This window comes from Flavobacterium sp. (assembly GCF_040379285.1).
Lineage (GTDB): Bacteria > Bacteroidota > Bacteroidia > Flavobacteriales > Flavobacteriaceae > Flavobacterium.
The window spans coordinates 1-20,673 of the sequence record NZ_JBEILJ010000002.1 but is presented as its reverse complement, the minus strand read 5'-3'; the positions used below and the strand labels follow the sequence as shown (position 1 = coordinate 20,673).

The 20,673-nt window shown below is 39.2% G+C and carries 16 protein-coding genes; 4 read left to right on the top strand and 12 right to left on the bottom strand.

The genetic code is table 11. The features are described from left to right. Positions 1-4: 4 nt before the first annotated feature. The 5 genes from ABWO12_RS00725 to ABWO12_RS00705 form a co-directional block, all read right to left on the bottom strand. Positions 5-1,990: a hypothetical protein gene (locus ABWO12_RS00725; RefSeq protein ID WP_353086338.1), complete on the bottom strand. Its 1,986-nt coding sequence runs from the start codon at positions 1,988-1,990 to the stop codon at positions 5-7. A gap of 1 nt (position 1,991) precedes the next feature. After that, positions 1,992-2,723: an endo alpha-1,4 polygalactosaminidase gene (locus tag ABWO12_RS00720; RefSeq protein WP_353086337.1), complete on the bottom strand. Its 732-nt coding sequence runs from the start codon at positions 2,721-2,723 to the stop codon at positions 1,992-1,994. A gap of 64 nt (positions 2,724-2,787) precedes the next feature. Next, positions 2,788-4,395 (bottom strand): hypothetical protein, encoded by a 1,608-nt coding sequence (locus ABWO12_RS00715; RefSeq protein ID WP_353086335.1) that lies wholly within the window; start codon positions 4,393-4,395, stop codon positions 2,788-2,790. 23 nt (positions 4,396-4,418) lie between these two features. After that, positions 4,419-5,960 carry a GT4 family glycosyltransferase PelF gene (pelF, locus tag ABWO12_RS00710; protein ID WP_353086333.1) on the bottom strand — a complete coding sequence of 514 codons (1,542 nt, stop codon included), beginning with the start codon at positions 5,958-5,960 and terminating at the stop codon, positions 4,419-4,421. Positions 5,961-6,184: 224 nt separating this feature from the next. Beyond that, the gene (locus ABWO12_RS00705) at positions 6,185-7,714 is read right to left on the bottom strand and encodes a DEAD/DEAH box helicase (protein ID WP_353086331.1); all 1,530 of its coding nucleotides are present in this window, start codon (positions 7,712-7,714) and stop codon (positions 6,185-6,187) included. A 136-nt stretch (positions 7,715-7,850) separates the two neighbouring features. Here ABWO12_RS00705 and ABWO12_RS00700 point away from each other — a divergent pair, with 136 nt between their 5' ends. Both ABWO12_RS00700 and ABWO12_RS00695 read left to right on the top strand, forming a co-directional pair. Beyond that, positions 7,851-8,138 (top strand): DUF3817 domain-containing protein, encoded by a 288-nt coding sequence (locus tag ABWO12_RS00700; RefSeq protein WP_353086329.1) that lies wholly within the window; start codon positions 7,851-7,853, stop codon positions 8,136-8,138. Then, on the top strand, positions 8,128-9,393 hold the full coding sequence (locus ABWO12_RS00695) for a mechanosensitive ion channel family protein (protein ID WP_353086327.1): 1,266 nt from the start codon (positions 8,128-8,130) through the stop codon (positions 9,391-9,393). The genes ABWO12_RS00700 and ABWO12_RS00695 overlap by 11 nt, the downstream gene beginning before the upstream one ends. On the opposite strand, the gene ABWO12_RS00690 is transcribed toward ABWO12_RS00695, so the two are convergent. Next, entirely contained in the window at positions 9,386-9,781 is a 396-nt protein-coding gene (locus tag ABWO12_RS00690; protein WP_353086325.1) for an acyl-CoA thioesterase, read from the bottom strand. The two genes, ABWO12_RS00695 and ABWO12_RS00690, sit on opposite strands and share 8 nt — an antisense overlap. 166 nt (positions 9,782-9,947) lie before the next feature. Here ABWO12_RS00690 and ABWO12_RS00685 point away from each other — a divergent pair, with 166 nt between their 5' ends. Together ABWO12_RS00685 and ABWO12_RS00680 are read left to right on the top strand one after the other, a co-directional pair. After that, on the top strand, positions 9,948-11,264 hold the full coding sequence (locus ABWO12_RS00685; protein ID WP_353086323.1) for an OmpA family protein: 1,317 nt from the start codon (positions 9,948-9,950) through the stop codon (positions 11,262-11,264). 77 nt (positions 11,265-11,341) lie between these two features. Then, positions 11,342-11,737, top strand: a complete 396-nt coding sequence (locus ABWO12_RS00680) for a glyoxalase (protein WP_353086321.1) — start codon at positions 11,342-11,344, stop codon at positions 11,735-11,737. A gap of 51 nt (positions 11,738-11,788) precedes the next feature. Here ABWO12_RS00680 and ABWO12_RS00675 read toward each other — a convergent pair whose 3' ends face one another. The 6 genes from ABWO12_RS00675 to ABWO12_RS00650 form a co-directional block, all read right to left on the bottom strand. Beyond that, positions 11,789-12,283: a DUF2231 domain-containing protein gene (locus ABWO12_RS00675; RefSeq protein WP_353086320.1), complete on the bottom strand. Its 495-nt coding sequence runs from the start codon at positions 12,281-12,283 to the stop codon at positions 11,789-11,791. A gap of 29 nt (positions 12,284-12,312) precedes the next feature. Continuing rightward, positions 12,313-13,431 carry a VIT1/CCC1 transporter family protein gene (locus ABWO12_RS00670; protein WP_353086318.1) on the bottom strand — a complete coding sequence of 373 codons (1,119 nt, stop codon included), beginning with the start codon at positions 13,429-13,431 and terminating at the stop codon, positions 12,313-12,315. A 2-nt stretch (positions 13,432-13,433) separates the two neighbouring features. Continuing rightward, positions 13,434-14,552, bottom strand: coding sequence for an efflux RND transporter periplasmic adaptor subunit (locus tag ABWO12_RS00665; protein WP_353086316.1), 1,119 nt, complete (start codon positions 14,550-14,552; stop codon positions 13,434-13,436). A gap of 2 nt (positions 14,553-14,554) precedes the next feature. Next, the gene (locus ABWO12_RS00660; RefSeq protein WP_353086315.1) at positions 14,555-18,889 is read right to left on the bottom strand and encodes a CusA/CzcA family heavy metal efflux RND transporter; all 4,335 of its coding nucleotides are present in this window, start codon (positions 18,887-18,889) and stop codon (positions 14,555-14,557) included. Between the two features lie 59 nt (positions 18,890-18,948). Then, positions 18,949-20,346, bottom strand: coding sequence for a sensor histidine kinase (locus ABWO12_RS00655; RefSeq protein ID WP_353086313.1), 1,398 nt, complete (start codon positions 20,344-20,346; stop codon positions 18,949-18,951). Next, positions 20,321-20,673, bottom strand: a 353-nt coding sequence (locus ABWO12_RS00650) for a cation diffusion facilitator family transporter (protein ID WP_353086312.1), incomplete at its 5' end; no start/stop codon positions are given. The genes ABWO12_RS00650 and ABWO12_RS00655, both read right to left, overlap by 26 nt.

The following is a 20,673-nucleotide window of genomic DNA, read 5'->3' as shown; positions in this document are numbered from 1 at the left end:
TAGGCTATTTAAAAATGATATCCGAGATTTTGCTTTCATTCGGATTGTTGACCACTTCATACACGGTTAGTAAAGGTGAACGGTAAAATACATTGACTTCACGTCCACGGTCTTTTAGGGTTTGAAGTTGCTTCATTAAGGGATCATAATACTTTATATTTTCGGAAAACGAGGAGTTATCTCGAGGGTGATTTTTATCTAAAACAAAAACCAAAACACTTTTGGATAAAATTTGATCTGGATTGCTTTGTAAAATTTTCTTATTCTTTTTTATGCGTTCGTATTGCGCGTCTTTTTCCAGATATTGGCTCAAAAAATCCTCGTAATTCATGAAAAAATGCGAATTATTACTGATCACTTGCGTTGCCCGATCATTGACAATCGTGTAAGTGTAGCTAAAGTAAGTTTTGGCAATGTTGTCGTAGGCATTCAACATATATTTGGGCGTCGCATCAGAGGGCGTAAGCTGTTGTAGAAACGATTTTTGAAAAGTAAACGCACCGTACAACATGCCTACAAAAGTAAGTCCCATGAAAATTGGCGTAAATCGGAACCATGGAAAAGGAATGATTTGCAACAAACGAATCAACATGGCGACGGTAAAACCAAGCACAATAGGAATGAATACCACAAATGAATTGTAAAGCAAATCGCGATCTAGCCATTCACTTTTGATATGGGTAATGATAACCAATACATTGAAATATATAAAAAAGGCCAGAGGTCCTCTCCCCTTCTCTTTTTGAAAAAAATAAAGGATTGCCCATAAAACAGTTCCAATCAAGGCGCACCATTGGGTGTAGTAGATAATCGTTTTGTAGGGTAAAATGAGTTGCGGTAAGTAGGTATAGGCGCTTACTGACAGCATATTGGATTGAATAAAATAATCCAAAGGTACTTTTTGTGAAGCACAGGCGAAGTAATAAATCGTTAAAATAACGCCTACGGAAAAACCATAAATCGCCAGCACCCGAAGATTATATTTTTTAACACTCCATGACGTTGTAAACAGTCCAATTAACAAAAACAAAGGAACCAAAATGAAAAAAGTAATCAAATCGGTGAGTCCAACGGAAACAAATACAGCAAAAAAACTAAACAAATAATTGAGCGTACTCCCGTTAAATTGTTTGGGTTGGATGTAAAATACAAAGGCAGGCAAGGCAAAAGCCAAGGCAAGAAATAACGGATTTCCTTTGAGTAAATAGTAAACATTAATGGGAGTAATCACATAAACCAAGGCAAAAAACAAGGCCGCCAACAATGGCGCGATGTATCGTGAAGGCGCCAAACGATGAATCACCCAAAACACAATGAGGGTCAAAATGGTTGATTCGAGTATGGCAATGACTTGCAAAGCGATAATCGGACTAACATCAGTCACTTTACTGTAAAAATTGGCAAGGGCCAACTCGGCATCGGTGGCTAGTTCATAGGTAAACCAATACTGATTGTCAAATTTGATCAATTTCGTCAAATCATTAATCCAAGCATCTGATAGCGAATAATTGTCGTATTGTACAAAAAAGTAACGACTTAAAAAGGTCGTAATTCCGATGAAAATGGGGATAAAAAATAGAATCCAATTTTGCATTCGTTGTTCGGTTGCACTTTTTCGAAAAGACAACCAATAACGTAATGGTTTTTTGGTTTCTACAAATTTCAAATAGCGTAACGAATGTTCTTTAAATTTTTTGGTAAAATAAGAGCGTGGACGAATAATATTTTTCCAACCCAACCAATCAATCAGCAATAGCAAGGTAAAAATGACAAAACAATTGAAAAGATTGTACGCCCCCACTTCTATCAACACAAATAAGGTTAGCGTTAAAGCCGCAGCGTAACGATACCAATTGAGAACGATAAAATCCAACAAATGCAAACGATTGTCTACGGCAATGAATTTTCGACTTAAATAAAATAGAAATAAGACGATCACGCACAAACGCACAAACCCCATTAAAATTGAACTCGTCCAGAATAATTCCATACTACTTTGTGTTTTGGGGTAATTTTTGCAAACTGATACTTCCGATGAAAAAATCAAAAGGGGTGTCCTCCAGTTCTTTCGCAATATGATTTTTTAACTCTGAACTCTCGGCATATTCAATCAAATGGGTTGGCAATTTAAACTTAGCATACAATTGCAACAATTCTTCCCGATAGGGTTGGTATTGTTTTGCGGCGCGTAATCGGTATCTTTTTGCATTAAAATCATAATCTGTAACCACCGATTCCACCGCCAAAGCATCAACCCATTGAAAGGTTTGTGGAACCAACTCGATTCCTGCGTTTTGAATTAAAAACTTATCCGGATAGGTATCTCTAATTCGTTTTACAAAAGCGATAAAAGCTTCTTTATGCTCCTTTTGAGGTCCCCACTGATTGAAATTATCAAAATTATCTAAAAACAAACCGTCATATCCTTGATCAAACAAGCCTTTCATAAGTTGCAACAAGGTAGATTGCGTTTGCTCTTTGCGAATATCGAGGTAGTAGCTATCCCAAATTTCATTTTTACCCAAAGTCGATTGCTGCAATTTTTCAAAATGAGCCGCGTAGCGATTGACTTCTCCCAAACTGATATACGCAATGACTTTTTTGTTGTTGGCTTTTAAGACGCGAACATTACTCGGAAAAAAGTGCGCCGCTTCAACCACCACCAAATCATATCCTATGACCAATTCGGGTTTGAATTTGCCGTAACAATACAAAATTTTCATTTTTGGAGGAGATTGTAGAGCCATAAGCACAAGTACGATGAGTAATATGGGAATCCAAAGGGAATTAAAACGCCGCATAATAATGATAATCCAATTGTTTAAAAAAGCTTCGCAAGGCACGACAAGTTAGCATCATAAATACGATTGCGCCTACTAGCATACCAAACACACTGTAGTCATAAGCTACGAAACGACTTAAAATAAAACCAACTAAGAAATTGATGATAATGGCATACACTATCGCTTTGAGTGGTTTGAGAATTTCCCCTAACGTAAACAAATATAAGGTATTGAGAATTCCCCAAGCCAAAACAATATAACCAATACCTCCCACAATAAAAATGGTGAGACATTGTGCTATCATTTCGGGTTTGAAATGGTTTTTTAAGGCCCAAGGCGCTTGCAAAAGGTAAAAAATAAGTCCAAAAGCAAGGATGCCAGTAATCCAAAGCGCCATCACATGAATGCGGTAATTTCGCTGCATTTCAAGGGCATAATTGGCAATTTGATCAGATGCAGTATGTTTTTGACCAATATCGATAAAGCGCGTAAAAGTAGCGACACTAAACTCCAAGACTCCCGCCAAAAGTAAGAATACCAAAATCGCCATGTCCATACCCAATTCGTAATTCTTTTCAAAATACACCAAAAAGGGAGGATTGGCTTGTATCCCCGACGACCAGGCTAAAATTCGATCGATAAAGATAAACGCATACAACAGCATTCCATACAGAAAATGACTGTAATTGTGAAATAAAACCACCGGAGTTTTCAAGGGAGCACTATGGGCATTCAACCCTTTTTTCTGAATGTTTTTAAAGAAAAAGAAAAGAAAAACTTGCGTCACCAAAATCGTGATGGTAATCCCAAACCAATGCGTGATATAAATGGGGTAATCGGAATTATTTTTTAAAAGTAAAGCCGCTACAGTTCCAGCCAAAATTGAAACGGTGATCATCCAGCGTTGCTTTACAGGATGTAATGGCGCTAAAATGAGGAGCAACAAGCCTACAAAAAAGGCATAACAAAACACAATTAGCAGCACTTCATACGGATAGATGTGTAAAAAGAAATTAACCAAGAAAATACCAAAAAGTAACGAGAAAAGGGTTTTCATCCCCAATTTAAACAAGTAGGTAATGGTTTGTTGCACCATAGCGTAATCCTTGTAGTTCCAGTAAAATGAGGCCTGTTTTCCGATAACTTGCACAAATCCACCGGTAGATACCATTCCGACGATAACACCCAAAACAACAGCAGTTGATTGAATTTCGTTGAAGCCAGTGTATGTCCAAAGCGAATAGCCAAACAAAATAATGGCAGTAATTTGAATAAACACAGGAAGAAGGTGAAAAATACCCAACGAATAATACTCGGAAAACAGTTTCATTTTCACCGTTGTGTAATCCGAAATAGTAATCGTTTCTCGATCCTCATTTTCGCGTTCCCGAAAATTGCGCAAGGGAACTTCTTGATCTTTCGACCGAAGGGTTTGATAAATAGCAGCCGCCAGTGCTTCAATGGAGGGATAGCCATAATCGACAGGAGTGTCTTTGGGACGTATTCCCAGCGATTCAATGGCCGCTTCCACCACTTGAGGACTCACAGGTTTCCCAAGTCGGTTTTGCAGTTCGGAGGTAAGGTCTTTTAGATTTTGGGTTTGGTTTTTCATGGTAGGTTAAGGGCTTGAGGGGTTTATGACGCTTCCATCGCAATTTCATCCACCAACTGATGCAAGTATATGGAATTGTTAAATTTGGCTTCCATCACCTCGTCGTAAGTTTTTTTATAAGCAGATATAAATGTATCGATGGTAAAATTATCAAGTACTCGTTTGCGAGCAGCTTCGCCCATTTGTTTACGTAACGCTTCGTTTTGCAATAATTCGACCACACTATTTCCAATAGCAATGTGATCTTTGGGTTTACACACCCGACCGCAAGAGGAATCCAACGCTTCGGTTACCCCACCCACATCGGTAGCGACAACTGAAATTCCACAACTCATGGATTCAAGAACCGTGTAGGGAAATCCTTCCGAAATGGAGGTTAAAATTGACACATCACCTTCACAAAACAATTCATGTGGAGTGTTGTGATACCCCGCCAAGAAGAAGTTTTTTTCCAATTTCAAGGCAGCAATCAAGGCGCGACATTCCTCCGTGTATTCAGGGATGGCATCATAGTCGCCATATACCCTATATTCGACATTGGGAATGGTTGCTTTCACCACGGCACAAGAACGAATCATAGTAAGTATGTCTTTCAATTCAAAAATTCGTGCCGCAGCCACAACGGTAGGAATATCTTTTCGATGGGCTGGCTTGGCCTTAGGTACAAATACATCGCTGTCGATACCGTTGTAGATAACATCAATCTTGTTGGGGTCGGCGCCGTATTTGGTTTCCCAAGTTTTGTTGAAATTATTTACCGATAAAATGCGATCGGCTTTATGATACACCAAACGGGTGATGGCTTCCGAAAAGCGAATCAAAAGATTTTTTAAGAAAAAAGAATATTCCGATTGGTTGATGGCAATTAATCGCTCGCGAATGAACACTCCATGCTCAGTAACCACCAAAGGAGTATCGTATTTGTATTTTAGTATCAACGCGGGGATTACTGGAAAACCAGCCAGCGTTAAATGCGCAATATCTGCCTTTTTAACCGGAATGGAAATGGGAAGTAAGAAACGATAAATCCAACGCATACCAATAGTGAAATCTTGTAAAGTCGCTGAGTAATGTCCGTCTTTTTCGATTTGTTGTTGTGAAAAACGCTTGTAACAATCCCAAACCAAGCTATGGGTCATGGTTTTTTTGTAATCGCGATTTTGGAAGTAGTTCCATAAGCCAAAGAAAAGTTTGTCAAGTGCTTTCGGGTTTTGTGTCTCCGTATAAATCGCTTCCAACAGTTCCGTAAACAAAGGCAAAAAGAGGTTTTGAATATCAGCATCATCAGCGTTCAATTTTCGAATAACCGATTTGTAATACTTTTTGCCATAGTTCACTAATTCATGCGGTTCCATTGAAGCCCATAAGGGAACCTGGATGCATTCTTTAACATTTGAACTCAAGGTATACTTGGGTTTTTTCTCGTATTGGGCATTGATAGAATACAAGGTGTATTCTGCATTGTCAACTCGACTGCACAACATATGTGCCCACGTGGAGACTCCTCCGCCATTGAAAGGGTAAGTCCCTTCCATGATCAGCATTACTTCATGTTTGTTTCGCATAAGAATCTAATAGGATTTTTTAATCTGGGGCGATTAAAATTCATATTTAAAACAAAGATATTTTTGCCTTTTGGAGAGCGAAACGAAATCAGGTATAAACATGAATATACTCGATGAAATGCAGTTTTTGCGAATGAAGTAACGTTGAATATATTTCTACAAGTTACAAACATCGATAAATTGATGTATTTCATCGAATTACGAAAAAGTTCGAAGGGTGTTTGTTAAGAGAATAATTTTAAACGCATTTTTCGCGCGATTTCAAGGACTAATTTTTCCTTATAATCTTCAATTAACCAAAGTCGGTAATTTTTGGTAGTATTGCCTAGTAAAACACAATATTGCCGCACACGGTATTCGATGTCATCATGCAATTCTTTGGCCAGAAACTTCGCTTGAATAGCATCATCGGCATTTTCGACACATAGGCGCGCATGTTGTTGTATAGATAAATCAATAACGGTTTTGGCTTTGAGGTTGTTTTTAACCGTTTTTTTAAACTCTTCATGTAGATCGAAGGAGAAATCGGTGGTTTTTGCAAACTTTTTCCGCAATTCAGGAGGCATTTCGTAGGTGAAATTTCGCTCTATTTCGGTATCATCTCTCAGACTGGCCAAGTAAAACTCGGGCGATTTAAATATTTGTTGCCAATCGACAGGAGCATTCCACAATCCAAACCGCAAGGCATTGTTACCCAAATCAATAATGTCAAACTCTGTTTTGTGTGGTAAACGTCGGGAGCCTCTACCAATCATCTGAAAATAAAGCGTAATCGATTTGGTCGCGCGATTCAAAATGATACTCTCCACAGTAGGTTCATCGAAACCCGTGGTCAAAATACTCACAGAGGTTAGAATCGCATCGGGTGTTTTTTTGAACCATTTTAAAATCGATTTTCGTTCATCATTGGGTGTTGTATTGTCGAGATGACGAATGTTTAAGCCTGCTTTTTTAAAAGTTTCATAAACATATAATGAGGTATGAATACCATTATTGAAAATCAAGGTTTTTTTGCCAAAAGATTTTTCCATGTAGGCATGTAGCAGTTTTTCCTGCATCATCAAATTGGAATACAATTCATCGGAGGATTTTATGGTGTAATCGCCGTTGATGCCCACTTTTAAGGAGGTTAAACCTACGTTATAACTGTACGTCGTCGCTTTGGCCAAATACCCTTGATCAATGAGTTTCTGAATGGTGTCGCCTACAATCAACTCGTTGTAATTTTGATACATAGGTAGCTTGATATTTGAACTCAAAGGAGTTGCCGTTACGCCCAAGATAAAAGCCTCTTTAAACGCGCTAAATAATTTTCGGAAAGAATTAAAATGCGCCTCATCAACAATAACTAAGCCGACGTCTTGTATCGCTAATTTTTTATCATTTAAACGATTCTTCAACGTTTCTACCATGGCCACAAAACAAGCATATTCATCTTGGTCGGGCAGTTCTTTAATTGTACTGTTAATGACCTTATTTTTTACGTGAAAATGGGTGAGCATTTTGGACGTTTGCTTGCATAATTCAATGCGGTGCGTTAGCACGACCACTTTTTTTTGATATTTTTCTAAATAACGTCGTGTAATTTCGGAAAAGATCACTGTTTTACCTCCACCTGTGGGTAATTGATACAGTAAATGATAGGTTGCTGGGGCGTGATCGAGTCGTTTAAAAATAGCATTGATGTCACGAATTTGGTAGTCGTAAAGCTCTTTACGGACTTCGAATTCATCGTTATGGAGTAGTTCGGACATCAAAAATGAAATTTTGCAAAAATAACATTAAAAAAGACGTTCCTCCTAATTTTCGACACGTTTGTTTTGGTTAAATTTTCGATAATTAATTATTATCAACGTTGATACTCCCCTATTTTTGCCCTCAAAAAAAAGTATGACAACTCTATTCCGCTACGTCGCTTGGGGCGAGGGACTATCATATATCGCTTTATTTATTAATATGCTGTTGATAAAACCCTCAGATTTAACCTTATATAAAACACTTTTGTTTCCTATTGGTATGGCGCATGGGATTTTGTTTATTGCTTATGTCTACCTCGCTTTTGCCCTCAAATCACAACAAAAATGGAGTTGGAAAGATTTATTTTGGGTAGAATTGGCTTCCTTCCTCCCATTTGGTACCTTTGTAGTTGAAAAACGTTTTGTAAAAAATGCATCATAAACTGGAATTACTCTACGGTTGGTTATATCCCTTAATCCGAAAACTGGGTTTTGGCGACACTTTTGCATCCTATACTAGCCTTTTGGTGAATATGGTTGAGATGGTTGGGGTGGCCTTTATCGTTTACTGGGTTTTTCGGTTTACGTTGGTTACCATCTTGGCCGTAGTAGCACAGCGTACAAAAACAAATTTTGATGATTTGTTGGTCAACAACAAAACGGCCAAATACATTTCGTACCTCATTCCCTTTTTGTTTATCTACAAGTCGGTTCCAGTTATTTTAGAGGAATACGTCTATTGGGAAGCGTTTTTTGGAAAAGTTGTTGGGGTTTACATTGTAGTGCTGACTTTATGGATTATTCGAAGTATATTGAAGTCCATACGTGATTTTTTGAAAGAAAAACCAAAGTATGCCGACAAACCTATTGATAGCTTTATCCAAGTAATCATGATTATGCTTTGGGTGGTAGGCACGGGTATTATCATTTCACGCATTTTTGAAATATCGACCAATACCTTGTTGGGAACGCTGGGAGCAGTTTCAGCCTTTGTGATCTTGATTTTTAGAGATACCATTCTCGGATTTGTAGCGAGCGTTCAAGTAGCCACCAATGATATGGTGCGCATTGGCGATTGGATTACTTTTGATAAATACGGTGCCGATGGAGATGTGATTGAAATTAATTTGGCTACGGTTAAAGTTAGAAACTTCGACCATACCACCACCACGATTCCAACCTACAGTCTCATTTCCGATTCTTTTCGAAACTGGCGTGGGATGCTGGATTCGGATGGACGGCGCATTAAACGTTCTATCCTGATAAAAGCCAAAAGTATTCGTTTTTTGGAAGAACATGAACTTCAAAAAATGAAGCAAATTCAATTGATTTCCAATTATATAGATGCAAAACAACAGGAGATTGTAAAGTTTAATGCTGCCCATCAAATCGATAAATCGTTATTGGTAAACGGTCGCAACCTGACCAATTTTGGGTTGTTCCGAAAATATATTACGGGCTATTTGGAACAGCATCCAGGGCTGAATAAAAACATGATTTTATTGTGCCGACAATTGCAATCTACTGCACAAGGTATTCCACTAGAAATTTATGCGTTTTCAAAAGACCAACGCTTTGAACAATACGAATACATCATGGCCGATATTTTTGATCATATCATGGCCTCGGTACCCTATTTTGATTTGGATATATTTGAATTATCGCACACACTTGCAATCGATTCGACCACTAACTAGAGCGATTTAATCGATCGCTGATGTATTCAATTTTTGTTTTTCCGTGCGGTTTGGGCTTCCCAAATTCATCAACGCCCACCATAGTGATGTGATCAATACTTATAATTTTTTCACGCGTCATCATGTTGCGTACCTCACAGGTTAGGGTTACCGAAGTGGTACCAAATTTTAGGACGTCTATTCCAATTTCTATAATATCGCCTTGTCGGGCAGAACTCCGGAAATTGATTTCTGACATGTGTTTGGTAACAATACGCGGCGTCTCTAGTTGGATAATGGAATAAAGCGCAATTTCTTCGTCAATCCATGCCAGTAATCGACCACCAAATAAGGTGCTGTTGGGATTTAAATCTTCGGGTTTTACCCATTTTCGTGTATGGAAACGCATAAATTATTCACTATTAATTTATTGTACGAAATTTAATTTTAAAATTTTTCTTACAATTGTTAATGATTATGTTGGTAAAAATACGGAATCTTTTAACACATTTTGTTGCCTATTTACTTCAAAGGCTTATATTTGCAATTCAAAGTATAAATTTAACCTATACCTTATGAAGAAAATTACTTTGTTGTCTTTAGTGTTGGCCTACACTACCGCCCTAAATGCACAAAATAAAGAGGTTGCCAATGACACTGTAGCCTCTTCCGAATTCAACCGTTGGACTATTGAAGCTTCTGTGGGACAAGCCAAAGGAGTTAAACCGTATTCTCCTGGTTATTTTTCAAGTGATCCTGGTACTTTTTTTGGAAAACCTCAAGCGAATAGTTTTGCTTTAGCGGGTCGTTACATGTTCAGTCCAAACTTCGGTTTTAAAGGAGCATTACACTTCGAAGAAATTAGAAATATTGAAGGAAATGGAAGTTTGCCGTTCAAAATGCAACAGTTTGGCGTATCCATTCAAGGGGTGGTCAACTTAAGTCGTTTGTTTGGTATTCAAGAAAGTCTTAATCGCTTTGGATTACTAGCCCATGCAGGGATTAAAATCGATGCGATGACTTCTAAAACTAAAAATATTGTTGAAAATGACCACAATTACAATGTTACCGAATGGAACGGTGGTTTATTAGTTGGAATAACCCCCCAATTTAGAATTACCAATCGATTGGCAGCCATGTTGGATGTCACAGTGCAAAATAACTACCGTCAACATTTCAACTGGGATGGTACTTATGCTGACATCAGCAACAACTTAAACGGTCAATTGATTTCGGGAACTATTGGTTTATCTTATTCGTTTGGTGCCAATGATATGCATGGCGACTGGGCAACAATTCGCGATAAAAAATCGGAGGAGATTGAAGCTTTGGGCAAACGTGTAGACGAAATGGAAACTTTGATGAACGATACCGACAAAGACGGTGTCCCAGATTACTTAGATCAAGAGAACAATTCAGTAGCGGGTGTTGCTGTAGATACTCGTGGTAAAATGGTGGACATTAACCGTAACGGTGTACCGGATGAGTTGGAGCGTTATGTCGACAAATCAACCAAGGAAGTTGCTGATAAATCTAATGTTGACATGGTTAAAAAATTGATCAACGAAGGCTATGTAACTACGTATTTCGACTCTAATAAATCAACACCAACCAATGTTTCTACTGAAGGTATTGATTTTATGTTGACGTACTTACGTAATTTCCCTGATGCTAAAATTGACATTATTGGGCATGCAGATGAAATTGGCTCATCGGCATACAATAACAGTTTAGCAAACAAACGTGCTGAAGCAGTTAAAGCAATCTTAGTGAAAGCGGGTATCAGTACTGACCGTATGAATGTAGTCGTTCAAGGAGAAGATACTTCGGTAGATCCGAACTCTGACGGTGCACGCAAACTAGTTCGTCGTGTTACCTTCCGTGTGAAGTAATTAACAAACAGCTATTAATAACTACTAAAGCCTTTGCTTCAACGCAGGGGCTTTTTTATTTACCTTTAAAATAAAAAATGGAACCTAGAGACCCAAGCTTGATTGAATTGCGCGGCGGAGCCATTGGCACCATTACCTCTTTCTCTTCTTCTGAAGAGGTTTTTCAAAATCAAACGCTTCGTCCAATCTTGAAGTTACAAAATGATTTGTTCATTGAGGTTTTTCGAAATTATGCCGTCAAACAAAAGAATGTTTTTTTTGACTTATCACCCGATAAAAAAATGGCATACATCGAAAATGTAATCCAGCGGGACATTAAATTTAGAAACTCTCTCAAAGGAATTGTCATCGGTTTGTTTACGGTCAATGAATACCGCGAGTATATTCAAAATTCATCCAATTTAAATAAGCGAATGATGAACATGCTCATCGAACGCTTGAAAAGTCAAATCCTACTTTTTGAACACGCATAAAAAAACGGAAGCTATAAGAACTTCCGTTTTTTCTATGATTACAGCTCGTATTTACTCTTCATGGGATTCTGCTGCTGATTCTTGTGTTGACGGACTTTGAGTTGTAGCTTCCCGAATTTCAGTGTGGCGAATTTCACCCCCGCTGTTACCCGTTAAGCTTCCAAAAACCATACCTGCAATGGAGACTAAGGTTGCCAAAAGCGCCACCCATTTTGCTTTGGCATTTTCTTTCTTATTCATATACCAACCTACCAAGGAAAGTCCGCCTAATACATACATAACTAATGCCATTTTTTCAGCAATTTCCTCATGTTCATGAATTATATCGTGCCCAATTCCGGGCATTTCTTCTACAATCTCCTCTGCACCCTCGCCAGTTTGCATACTGGCAAATGTTGTAATAGCGCTGATGATGAATAAAAAATAAGCCGTGTTTTGTAACGTTTTATTTCGAAAAACCAAACTACCCACCAGGAGTATAAATCCAAAAATTACGCCCACAATAGGAAAATGATTGACTACCAAATGTAAATGTGCTTCGTTCATAAGTAAAATATTTAAAAATTAAAATTGTATTATCCTGCCAATTGCACGCCTATCAACGCCCCAATTCCATATGTTATTGCGGCAGCGGTCAACCCAAATAGGATTTGTCGCAAACCCGAAAACCAAATCGATTTCCCAGTAAACAAAGTAATAGAGGCCCCAATAGTAAATAATCCCACCACACTGGAAGCTAAACTAAGTAATACCGCTTGATATCCCGAAAAGATAAAGAATGGAAAAAGAGGAATAATCGCTCCTAAAGCAAACAAAATAAAAGAGGTAATCGCAGCCTCCCAAGCCGATCCCCCCAATTCGTCTTTGTCAATGCCCAACTCTTCTACAATTAAGGTATCTAAGGCCGATTCAGGCGTGGCAAATGCCTTATCTGCCAATTGTTGTGCTTCTTTTTCTGATAAGCCTTTCGCTTGATACAACAAAACCAACTCTTTCTTTTCTTCTTCAGGTGAGGCTTCGAGTTCGCTCATTTCCAAATCGATTTGCCGTTGGTGTAATTCGCGTGAACTTTGCACCGATAACCATTCGCCCAAAGCCATCGAAATAGCTCCCGCCAACAAGCCCGCAATTCCCGTTAATAAAATCGTATCATTTTGTGCTGCTGCACCAGCAACTCCCATTACCAAACTCATGTTGGAAACCAAACCATCGTTGGCGCCTAACACAGCCGCACGAAGCGCATTCCCTCCTACCGATTTGTGCCGACTTTCCAACTTAGAAAGCAAACCACCCGATACATTCAAGGATTCGTTGGCACTAACCGCTTCAATGATCCGCAAATGGTTGTGTTCAAATCCCGAAAGCGGTTCCCCTGATTTTTGCTTAGCGCGTACCGATGAAGAGGCCATTTGCTTTTCTACACTCGCCAAACTACTGATAATGGCATTGTAGCCAAATATTTTACCCAAGCGCAATTGCAATCGCGCACGACGAGAGGGTTTTGGAAAAAGAGCTTTGGCATTTCCCTGCAACAATTCTTTATAAAAATGATGGGCATGCGTATCCTCAATAGTCGCTAGAGCCTCTAGAACTTTCTGCAAATTCGCATCCGTTTGCACTGCTGCAATACTTCGGTACAAAAATGCCGTATCGACTTCGGTTTGCAGTTGCGCTTCTAACTGAGATTGGTTCATGCTTAGTTGGTTACATCAAAAACTCCTTTAACTAGTAGTTTAGCCTCAGGATTTATTTTTCCTTTTAACCTAATTTCCACAAAATCCTCGGAGGTACCGCCCACTTGAACGGGCACTTTGGTAAAATGGAATCCTTTGGCATCTTTATGATGTAATAAAAGTACAAAATATTTGTCATTCGTTTTTCCTAAGGCGTCTTTCGGAATCGCATACCCTTTTTTGCGATCAATCACGATACGGGCATCCACAAACATTCCTGTGAGAAGTTCTTGTTTTTGTTCTTCATCCAAATGGCCGTGCACATTGGTTGTACGCTCTGTACCTTCGATTGATTTCCCAATCAAATGAACACTTCCTGTGTATTCTTTTTGAGTGGCTTCGGGAACAGTAAATTTGATTAACTGATTTTCTTTTACTTGTAAAATGTCATTTTCAAAAACACTCAACTCGACATGCAATTCGCGGGTATTGACAATTTCCATTAACGACTCCGACGGATTGACAGCCATCCCCACAGTTGCATTTACAGCAATCACATCGCCCGAAATTGGGGCATACAACGTAATTGTTGAAGCTATCTTACCCTGTTCAACAGCGTTGGGGTTAATATGCAACATCACCAACTTTTGCCGCAATGTTTGGTATTGTCCCAAGGCCGTTTTGTAGTCGCTATCGGCTTTTAAGTAATTCTTTTGCGAGGTAATTTTTTCATCGTATAAGGTTTTTTGCCGCGTGAATTCCGACTTCAAGTAGGAAATCTGTCGGGCTACAGTGAGATACTCTTTCTGTAGGTCTACCACCTCAGGACTTTCAATAGTCAACAATGCTTGTCCTTTTTGCACCTTATCCCCTATCAACAGGTCTGAGGACTTTACAAAACCACCGATGTAAGTTGTAATTTTTGCTCGATTTTTTGGGGGAACATCAATTCTTCCCGAAGTTTTGATGGATACATCGAAATCCTTGACAAAAGGCATACTGATGACCATTCCCATGGTGTTAAATTGCTGTTGTGACACGGTTACATAGCCTGCATCTTGAACTATTTCTTCAGAAGTGGCCGATTCGTTTTTACACCCTAGCGCAAGCAAAATCAGCGGTATAACGATTGTTTTTTTCATAATTAGGGAATTGTCAAATAGTATAATTGATAATGAAGGGCATTATAATGGTATACCGCATCCAGATAGGCGGCGCGAATTTCGGTTGCATTTTCCAAACTGATGATGTATTGAAAAAAGTCAATTTCACCTTGCTTAAAACTTCGATCAGCTACTTTGGTAATTTCATCAGCCAATTGTTTCCCCGTTTCCTGATAATATTGCATGGCTTTTTGGTACCGTTCAAGTTCTTTTTGTTGGGCTTTTATCATTTGCTCCAATCGTTGAATGTGATCCTGCTTCTGAAATTCCCAACGTTGTTGCTCCAATTGGGCTGTTTTTACTTTTGCTTGCGTTGCACCAAAAAACAAAGGAACTGAAACCCCTACTTGAAATCCGTACAATGAGGACGACAATCCGTTGTTTCGCCCTTGAAAATATTCCAAACTCAAATCGGGCAACCAGCCTTGCTTTTGGAGTACAATATTCCGATTGCTTACATCGCTAACTTTTTGAAAATAAACATCGTAAAGAATTTTATTTGAACTATACTCCAACGCCATTATGGGCTCTAACTTTTTTGTGTTAACCGCGGGAGCCTCTTTATCTTGTAATACGGCACGCAACCGCGCATAAGAAGCTTCTAGTGCCACATCCAATTGTTCCAACTTGGTATGAATTTGACGATACTTGCTCTCGGCGGTGATTTTTTCCAAATAATTACTCTCTCCTAATTCAAATTTTCGTCCACTGGCTCTTGAAAAATTTTGATACAAACTATCCAAATAGTGATACATTTCTTTTTGATGATTCAGGTAGACCAAGGTATTGTAATGCTGTGCAACTTCCTGAAAAATGGCTAACTTTTGTAGTTCAAAGGCTGCTTTTTCTTTTTCGTATTCGGCTTCCAGTACTTTTCGTTGTACCCCATACAACGTAGGAAAACTAAATAGTTGCTGAACGCCAAAGACTTTTATGGGAATATCGTTTAAGGCCAAATTATTTTGATCGTAACTGTAATACAAGGTGGTCTTGTCAATGGTATAGGCCGTTTTGATGGCAGCTTTAGCACGATCGACATTGGTATTCATTGCTTTGAGTGCTGCATTGTTGGTCGTTGCTTTTTCCAACAATCCCTCCAACTCCGCATTTTTTTGTTGTGCAAAACTCCAGAAGGACGAAAAAAATAGCGTCAAAACAAGTAATTTGGTATTGATTTTTAATTTAGCTTTTTTCGCTTCTTTAGTATCCAAAACTTTATACAAAACGGGTAATACGATAAGGGTCAAAAAGGTGGCTGTCACCAGTCCCCCGATGACTACGGTTGCGAGAGGACGTTGAACTTCGGCGCCCGCCGAACTCGAAATGGCCATAGGTAAAAATCCTAATGCAGCGGCAGCGGCGGTCAACAATACAGGTCGCAATCGATCGGAAGATCCTTTTAAAATTAAGGCATTAATATCTTGCATTCCTTCTTTTTTAAGTTCTTTAAAATGTTCGATTAACACTATTCCATTGAGTACTGCAATTCCAAACAAAGCGATGAAACCGACCCCAGCAGAAATACTGAAAGGCAAATCGCGCAGAAACAAAAACAGGATTCCCCCTACCGCCGATAAAGGGATAGCCGAATAAACCATCAAGGCTTCGCGTACCGATTGAAACGCAAAATACAACAAGACAAAAATAAGGAACAAAGCGACAGGGACTGCTATCAACAAACGAGCTTCAGCACTTTTTAGATTTTCAAATTGCCCCCCATAGGTAATGTAATATCCCGAAGGCAATTTAATTTGGGTTTGAATTATTTTCTGGATATCATCGACTACACTTTGCATATCGCGGTTGCGTACATTGATACCTACTACAATACGGCGGTGGGTGTTGTCACGTGATATTTTGGCCGGACCCTCTGTGTATTCGATTTTTGCCAACTGAAAAAGAGGGATTTGTTCTCCTTGCGGTGTGGTAACATAGAGATTGCGTAAATCTTCTATAGTTTGGCGGTTTTTTTGATCCAAACGAATGACCAAATCAAACCGTTTTTCACCTTCAAAAACAGTTCCCACACTTTTCCCAGCAAACCCCAACGAAATCATGTCGTTTAGCGCTTCAACATTCATTCCGTAACGCGCTATTTTGGCGCGATCGTATTGCACCGACATTTGGGGCAAACCTTCTGTTTTTTCAACAATAATATCGGAAGCACCTTCTACATTTTTTATCGCATTTTTAATGGCATGGGCACGTTCAGCCAAAACATTTAAGTCTTCTCCAAAAATTTTAATCGCCACATCGCTTCTTGTTCCCGAAATCAATTCGTTGAACCGCATTTCAATGGGCTGTGTAAATTCAATTTCAATATTTGGAATATGTTGTTCTACAGCCGTTTTTATCTTATCAGCCAATTCGTCTTTAGTCGATGCCGAGGTCCATTCACTTCGAGGTTTCAATTTTACAATTACATCACTTTCCTCCATACTCATCGGATCGGTCGGTACTTCGGCAGCACCAATACGACTCACCACTTGTTCAACCTCAGGAAATTTCTTAAGAATTGTTTTTTCAATTTCGGTGGTTATGGCAATTGTTTTGGATAAGGATGTTCCTGTTTTTAAAACGGGTTGTATCACAAAATCGCCTTCATCCAAGGTAGGAATGAACTCTCCTCCCATCGTTGTAAAAAGTCCGAGGGTCAATACCAACAACGCTCCGGCTCCATACAATACTTTTTTGGTATTGTCGAGCGCCCATCGAATCGTCGGTTCATACCACGAATTTAATCGGCGAATCAAACGAACCGTAAAGGAGTCTTTGGATTCTTCCTCCGGTTTCAAAACCAAAGAGGCCACTACGGGAACATAGGTAAAACAAAACAACATGGCCCCAATCAAGGCAAAGCTGAAGGTCATCGCCATGGGTTTAAACATTTTGCCTTCTACGCCCGACAAGGACAAAATAGGGATAAAGACAATAAGGATAATCAACTGTCCAAAAACCGCCGAGTTCATCATTTTGGAGGCGCTTTTGAAGGTAATCTCATCGACTTGAAGTTGCTGTTCTTCCTTCGTCAAATGTTTTAAATGCTTGGCTTTATGAGCAATTTGAAATGCGATAAACTCCACAATAATGACAGCACCATCGATGATGATTCCAAAATCGATAGCGCCTAAACTCATCAAATTGGCATCAATATCAAAAATATTCATAAACGAAATGGCAAACAACAAACATAGCGGGATCACTGAAGCGACAACCAATCCCGAGCGCCAATTTCCTAACAAAAGAACCACGACAAAGATGACAATCAAACACCCCAGAATCAAGTTTTCGGCCACTGTAAATGTCGTTTTTCCAACCAATTCAGAGCGTTCAATGACGGGATTGATATACACGCCTTCAGGCAATGATTGCTGTAAGGATGCAATTCGTGTTTTAACCTCCTGAATAACTTGCTTGGAGTTACCGCCTTTCAACATCATAATTTGACCCATCACTTTCTCCCCTTGTCCGTTGCCCGTGATGGCTCCGAAGCGATTGGCGTGACCGAATCGAATTTGCGCTACATCTTTAACATAAATCGGTACTCCATTCTTGTTGGCGACTACAATATTTCCTATATCCTCGAGGGATTTTACTTTACCCTCTCCCCTAATAAAATAGCTTTGATTGGCCTTTTCAATGTAGGCACCTCCGGCCACACTATTATTTAGAGACAAGGCGGTAAACACCTCCGAAGTAGCAATATTCATCGCTTTGAGTTTGGCCGGATTGATAGCTACTTCGTATTGTTTTAAATAGCCTCCCCAGGTATTGATTTCAACCACCCCTTTAATTCCCGACAATTGTCTTTTGACCATCCAATCTTGAATGGTGCGTAAGTCGGTGGCATCGTATAAATCTTTGTAACCGGGCTTAACTTCAAGCGTATATTGATAAATCTCGCCCAATCCCGTAGTAATCGGTCCCATTTGTGGGGTACCAAATCCGGGAGGTATCTTTTCAGACGCGGCAATAATCTTTTCGGCAATCAATTGACGTGGCAAATAGGTTCCCATATCGTCTTCAAAAACGATGGTAACCACTGAAAGTCCAAATTTTGAAATGGAACGAATCTCTTTTACTCCAGGCAAATTGGCCATTTCAATCTCAACCGGATAGGTAATAAACTGTTCGATATCTTGGGTTGAAAGATTGCGAGACGTCGTAATAACTTGTACTTGATTATTGGTAACATCGGGTACAGCACCAATAGAGATTTGAAAGACAGAATGTATACCAAAACCGACGATGATCGCCGTAAAAAGTAAAACGATAAGTTTGTTTTTTAAACTAAAAGCAATGAGTCTTTGGAGCATAATTCATCTTTTGTGTTACAAAGGTAGCTGAACCCAAGTAGAAATAAATTAAGAACGGCTTAAATTTCGGTAGGAAAAAATAAGAAAATCGAGGTACCTCCCCCCTCTTTGGAGTCGAGTGAAATTTGAATGCCCAACAGTTCACATAAACGACTTACAATAGACAAACCCAAACCGTGTCCTTTGATTTCGGGTTGATCTTGGGCAGCTTTACTGCGGTAAAAAGGTTGAAAAACTGTCTCCCATTCGGTTGGATTTATACCCATCCCTTGATCTTTGAGACACAATAGCGTTCCGTTGGACTTGGATTGAATGGCAACTTCAATCGTACTTTTTTCAGGCGAATACTTTAAGGCATTGGATACAAGATTATGGAGAATAATAGTTAGAAAATATCGGTCACTGGCTACTTCAAAAGTATCGGTATACGACTCTTTGATTTGGATCTGTTTGTCTAAAATCTTGGTGTCAAAATGCGTCCAACACGAACTGATGATTTCGTTTAAAACAAGCGGTTCCAGCGTTAAGGATTGCTTTTGATTCTCCAAACGCGCTAAAACCAATAACTGCTCGATCATCGAATTGATACGATCGACTTCTGTAATGCAGTGGTTAATCTTTTGATTGTATTCCTCTACCAATCGAGGTTTTCGTTGCAATACTTCCAGCGTGCCCCGAATCACTGCCAAAGGGGTTCTTAATTCGTGCGAGGCATCAGAGGTAAACTGCTTTTCGCGTTCAACCGCTTGTTCAATGCGATCCAAAAGGGCATTAATTGTTTCGGTCAATGTAAATATTTCGTCTCGATTGACGGGTGGAGTAATACGTGATTTCAAATTCTCGCGGGTAATCATTCGAGCGGTCGAAATCACATTTTGAATAGGCCGAATACTTCTTCCTGCAATGGATCGTGCAATCAGAAATAAAATCAAAAGAATGGTCGGATAAGCCAAAACCAAAATGATAAACAAGTTGTGAAGCACCGACAAGCCATCGACCAACGACATAGCGATAATGAGATAGCCTATTTTTTTTCCTTTTTCATAAAGTGGGACTTGGATTTGCCGAATTTGATTTCCTTCCAGCTGACAGTCGTACAAGGTTTTATCTTCCTGTTCGGGGTGAATCTTTAAGGCATGTTTCTTGAGATTCGGTGATTTTTCAAAAACCTTTCCTAAAGTATCGGAAAATTGAATGAAAACGGGATTAACATCCAATGTATTGTGTTCGCGTTCCCGCCATTCCTCTTCATGTTCAATGGTCACAATCCCTTTTTGTACAGAAATTTCCGAGAGGTGTTTTTTGACCTCAGTCTGAATGTCGCGATCCAAATCATGGTAAACCGTAATTTTTACAATACTGTATACAGCCAAAAAGGCCACAAACACCAGAATGGCTGTGGTGAGTATGTAGTAGAATGCAATACGGTTTTTAAGCGTTCTGGCGAATTTCATCATGGGGTTCAATGTGAATTAAAACATGTCCTAATTGGGGTAAGTTTTCTCGTAGCGCATCTTTTAACGAATGAGCAAGATCGTGGCCTTGTTTCACTGTCAAGTTTCTATCGACAACTGCATGAAGGTCGACATGGTATTTCATGCCCGCTTTACGAATGAAACATTTTTCGGTAGCGATAATTCCGGGAACATGAAGTGCATTTTGACGAATTTCATTTACCAAATCATCATATAAATGTTCGTCCATAATTTCTCCTAAAGCGGGACGAAAAATGCGGTAACTGTTGTAGACAATAAAAATCGAGGCGAACAGTGCTGCCCAATCAT